At 61.1% G+C, this 4,526-nt stretch carries 4 protein-coding genes; 2 read left to right on the top strand and 2 right to left on the bottom strand.

The features are described 5' to 3' along the window. Positions 1–225: 225 nt before the first annotated feature. Together EOA85_RS28625 and EOA85_RS28620 are read right to left on the bottom strand one after the other, a co-directional pair. The gene (locus tag EOA85_RS28625; RefSeq protein WP_127211993.1) at positions 226–669 is read right to left on the bottom strand and encodes a hypothetical protein; all 444 of its coding nucleotides are present in this window, start codon (positions 667–669) and stop codon (positions 226–228) included. 5 nt (positions 670–674) lie between these two features. After that, positions 675–2,828: a TonB-dependent hemoglobin/transferrin/lactoferrin family receptor gene (locus EOA85_RS28620; RefSeq protein ID WP_245486097.1), complete on the bottom strand. Its 2,154-nt coding sequence runs from the start codon at positions 2,826–2,828 to the stop codon at positions 675–677. Positions 2,829–3,118: 290 nt separating this feature from the next. Here EOA85_RS28620 and hemP point away from each other — a divergent pair, with 290 nt between their 5' ends. Together hemP and EOA85_RS28610 are read left to right on the top strand one after the other, a co-directional pair. Beyond that, a complete protein-coding gene (gene hemP, locus EOA85_RS28615) occupies positions 3,119–3,325 on the top strand; it encodes a hemin uptake protein HemP (protein WP_095494491.1) in 207 nt (68 codons plus the stop codon). 57 nt (positions 3,326–3,382) lie between these two features. Next, positions 3,383–4,477, top strand: coding sequence for a hemin-degrading factor (locus EOA85_RS28610; RefSeq protein WP_127211991.1), 1,095 nt, complete (start codon positions 3,383–3,385; stop codon positions 4,475–4,477). The last annotated feature ends 49 nt before the right edge of the window (positions 4,478–4,526 follow it).

Genomic DNA, 4,526 nt, shown 5'->3' with positions numbered 1-4,526 from the left:
GGCTGACGGTCGGGCTGGCGCAAGCGGTCCGGTCGGCGCAATTGCCAGTTCGCCATCGGCGTCGGGGAGGGGACTGATGTTCTGCATGGCTCGCGGCGAGACCTGCCGCAACCGGCGCGGACTTGTCAAATCAAGATCGTTGGCATCTAGCGGCCACAGAACGGAGCCGGCCAGAGACCGTGCGACGGGTTTCGCGCGAGGGCGGGCTCCAGTCCCACTGTCTTCTCAGACCCCGAAAGCGATACCGGTCTTAGTTTCGGTCTTCAGTCCACGCATGCAAGCGCCCGGCTCGATGCCGGTGCCCGCACACTCGGTCGCGCTGTTGATCAGCACACGGCTGACCTTGGCGCAATCGGCGCCGGCAAGATCGAAACGCGTCACCTTGGTCTTGCCCGCCGGCAGGTCCTTGAAGTCGAGCACGGTCAGCCGGTCGACGACGCCGGCCTCGTTGAACAGCGCGATCTCGAACGCTGCTTTCGAGAGGTCGGCGCCGAGAGTGTTGTTGACCACGAACGTCAAACGGCAGCCCTTTTCGGAAGCCTGCGCGCCATTGAGCTCAAGCGTGAGAGCAGGGACCGGCGCGGACTCTTGCGCCCACGCCGGACCCATCACAAGCGGCATCGCCAGCACCGAGGTCAGCAGGCGAAGCGATGCCGTCAAGCTTATCATTGTCGTCAGCCTCCAAATCGCATTGTCGCCGCCAGCTTGAGCGTGACGCCGGGCTCGTAAATTACACTCGTGGCCGATGCGTTCAACGGGTTGGTGTATTTCACGTCGAACAAATTGTCGGCGCGGAAGTCAACCTTGAAATTGTCGGTCGCCTGGTAGCTGGCGAAGGCATTGACCAGCGTGTAGTCCTTGGCCACTGGGTTGCCCTTCGGCTTGCCATTGTACTGCACTTCGCCACCGACGGTCAGCTTGTCCTCCAGAAAGCGGAAGCCGAGCTGCGCGGTGACTTGGGAAGACGGCACGGTGACGAGGTCTGCCCGCTCGCCGTCATATGAGATGGTGTGGCCATCGATGATCGACGCCGAAAGCCCGGCGAAACCCCAGCTGGCGTCATAGACGCCTTCCATTTCAAAGCCGCGAATCTTGGCTTCTGCAAAGTTTTGGTACTGGAAGCAGATCGGGATGCCGGGGCCGAATGGGCAGCCGCTGGTCGGGTCGAATGCCGACAGGGTGACGCCGTCGATGTAGTCTTCGACATCGTTGTTGAAGTAGGCCGCCTTGAAACGAAACGCGTCGCCAGCTTCGAGGATGTCGTCCAGCTTGTGGTTGACACCGAATTCGACGGTCTTGCCGATTTCAGGTTTCAGATCGGGATTGGGGAGAAACGGAAAGCTGACGCCTGCCGGATGGTTGCCGCTGATGAGGGTTTCCGACAGCGACGGGGAGCGATATCCCTCCGCATAGGTGCCGTAGAGTTGCAGTCCCGAAAGGCTGGCGGTTTCGAACGGCGAGACGCCGACGGTGATGCGCGGCGACAGCCGGTCGCCTGAGGCTTCGCCGACATCGCTTTCGAGCTTATAGCTGTCGTAACGCAGCCCGGCGATGACCTCGAGCCAGTCCCAGGTGAGCTTGTCCTGGATGTAAGCGCCAGAAACGTTTCGCTTGCCCGAAGGTGTATAGAAACTGGCGCCGCCTGCTGCGCCACCCGTCTCGACGTCGTCGCCAACCCAGTCGCCACCGTAGGTCAGCTCGTGCGCAATACCGGTGGTCTCGAACCGCGAGGTGTTCCAGATGTCGATGCCCGAAGTGGCGATATCGAAGGTCGACATCGAACCCGCCGGCAGGACGATGGGAAGACCGGTGACGGGATCAAACCGGTTTTGCGGAACAAGGCTCGTCATGACCAAATTGGTCTTGTTGTAGGAGGCGTTGATGTGGAGATCGAGCCAGCTCTTGTCTTCGTCGGTGATATTGTAGCGGCCGGTGAAGGTGTTCGCCTCCAGGTCGACGTCATTCGCCGGCGTGCCGCCGCTGACCTCGTTCCAGCCGTCGCTCGTGCCATTCCAGCCCAGCTTCAATTCGCTGTTTTCACTAGGGCGGATGGTCGTCTTGAGAAGACCGCTTAAAACGTCGAAGCCGGTGCCGTTCACCGTATCGCCGCCGCCATCCTTGTAGTCGTCATAGTCGCGATAGACGATGTTGCCGAGGACATCCCAGTTTTCGTTGAAACGGTAGGCGCCGGCGGCGCTGGTCGTCCAGCCTTCGCCGTTGCTCTCGTAGCGCCCGGTCGCGGACGCGGCCCATGTCTCGCCGTCGCGAAGATAGTCTTCCGCGTCCTTGGTCTCAAACAAGGCGACGCCGCCGATGGCGCCCGAGCCGTAGGTGTTGGCGACCGGGCCGCGGATCACGTCGACAGATTTGATGAGCTCCGGGTCGATGTAGAAGGTCGATTGCGTGCCGTGGTCGGAGCGCTGGAAATTCTGCCGCGCACCGTCGACGATCACCGCGACGCGGCCGAAATCCTGCAAGCCACGGATATTGATGCTGGAGCTGACGCGCCTTGCGTCTGCCTGGACCGCTACACCCGGCACACCCAACAGCATTTCGTTTGGCGTAGTCGCCATGCGGCGTTCCAATTGCTCCTGATCGACATGGCTGACCGAAGCCAGGGAATCGATCGCCGTCTCGCCGGTGCGGCTGATGACCAGGATTTGGTCGAGCAGCGTTGCGCCTGCCGGGGCAGCCTCTTCAGGCGTCTGCGCTTGTTCGGCCTGCTGCTGGTCTGCTGTCGGTTGGGCGGCCTGTTGAGCGTTTGCCGATGGCGTGAGCAGAGCGATCGCCGCAGCACCCGCCAGCAATGCCGCCATGCCCTTTGCCATTGATCGATGCGCCGGACTTCGATGCGCCCTAACTGGGCTGCCATTCGCCAGACCCAGCCGTCCCCAATTCGCCAACCCCATGCCCCAACTCCAAAATTCCAGGTTCGATGCTGGCTGGCGTGGCGCTTGCTGGCATTTTTCGTCGTGTCCGGCGTCTTAAATCTTGACTAACTTAGTCCGGTATTGCACTGACTAATAAACATGATTATTCAAGTCAAGAAATGAATCGGCATTTCACGCAAGCGTCGAGCCAGCCGACCAAGCCCGGCCCAGGAAAGGGATCGAACCAGATGAACACGCACAATCCCAATGACTTTCGCTATCGCGTCCGCCGTTCCGACGACAATTCGGCTCGTTTCGATCGGGTCCCGTTGACCGTGAGGACCCTGTCCAGCAACACACTGTTCCAGGGCGAGCACGAGATCGGCATCGAGCACCATGGTGCGCTCTATCGGTTGAAGATTACCCGCCAGGGCAAGCTGATCCTCAACAAGTAGCTGCAAGGCGAGTGGCTGTAAGGCGAGTGAGTGTTAAGACAAGCAGGTGTTTAAGACATGGACCAGCGCGTAAAACCCGCTCCGCACGAGATCCGGCGGGCGCGGGCAGACAATCCGAAGACGCGCGAGCGCGATCTCGCCGCCCAGCTTGGCATTTCGGAAGCCGAGCTGGTCGCTGCGCATTGCGGCGACGGCGTCGTCCGCGTCGAGCCGCGCGTCAATGACCTTCTGACCGGCCTCGAAGCCGTCGGCGAGGTCATGGCGCTGACCCGCAACGAAAGCGCTGTGCACGAGAAGATCGGCGTCTACGACAAAGTCGTCACCGGCAATCACAACGCCATGGTGCTTGGCGAGAACATCGACCTGCGCATCTTCCCGAAAGTCTGGGCGCACGGCTTTGCCGTCGAAAAGCGCGACGGCGGCGATATCAGGCGCAGCCTGCAGTTCTTCGATGCGGCAGGCGAGGCGGTGCACAAGGTGCATCTGCGGCCCGCGTCCAACCTCTATGCCTATCAGAAGCTGGTGGCCGAACTCGAATCGCCGAACCAGGAGTCAATGGTTGCGATTTCAGAGGGGGTCGCGATTTCAGAAGGGGCGATTTCAGAAGACGGGCTCGAGAGCGAGGCCGGGCCTTCCGACGCTCCCGCTGATGTCGACGATCTGCGCGACCGCTGGAGCCGCCTGACGGACGTGCATCAGTTCTTCGGCATGCTGAAGACGCTGAAGCTCGACCGCCGCCAGGCGATGCGCATGGTCGGCCAGGATTACGCTTGGCTGCTCGACAACGATGCCGTCAGCGCCATGTTCCATCATGCCGCCGAGGGCGAGATGCCGATCATGTGCTTTGTCGGCAATCGCGGCTGCATCCAGATCCATTCGGGCCCGATCAAGTCGATCAAGCCGATGGGGCCTTGGATCAACGTGCTGGACGAAACCTTTCACCTGCATCTGCGAACCGACCACATCCATGAGGTCTGGGCCGTGCGCAAACCGACCAAGGACGGCCATGTCACGTCTCTCGAAGCCTATGGCGCCGACGGCAAGATGATCATCCAGTTCTTCGGCAAGCGCCATGAAGGTGAAAGCGAGCGCGAGGACTGGCGGTTTCTGGCAGAGAACCTGCCGCGCATTCCAAGCCCGACCGCAGCCTGAGGACAACGAAAATGGCTCCTTTGCTTAGACGGGCGGGGGTTTTTAGAAT

It is taken from the genome of Mesorhizobium sp. M5C.F.Ca.IN.020.29.1.1 (genome assembly GCF_003997375.1).
Taxonomy (GTDB): Bacteria; Pseudomonadota; Alphaproteobacteria; order Rhizobiales; family Rhizobiaceae; genus Mesorhizobium; species Mesorhizobium wenxiniae.
Note: the sequence above shows the minus strand (reverse complement) of the source record. Positions and strands in the feature narration are given on the sequence as shown.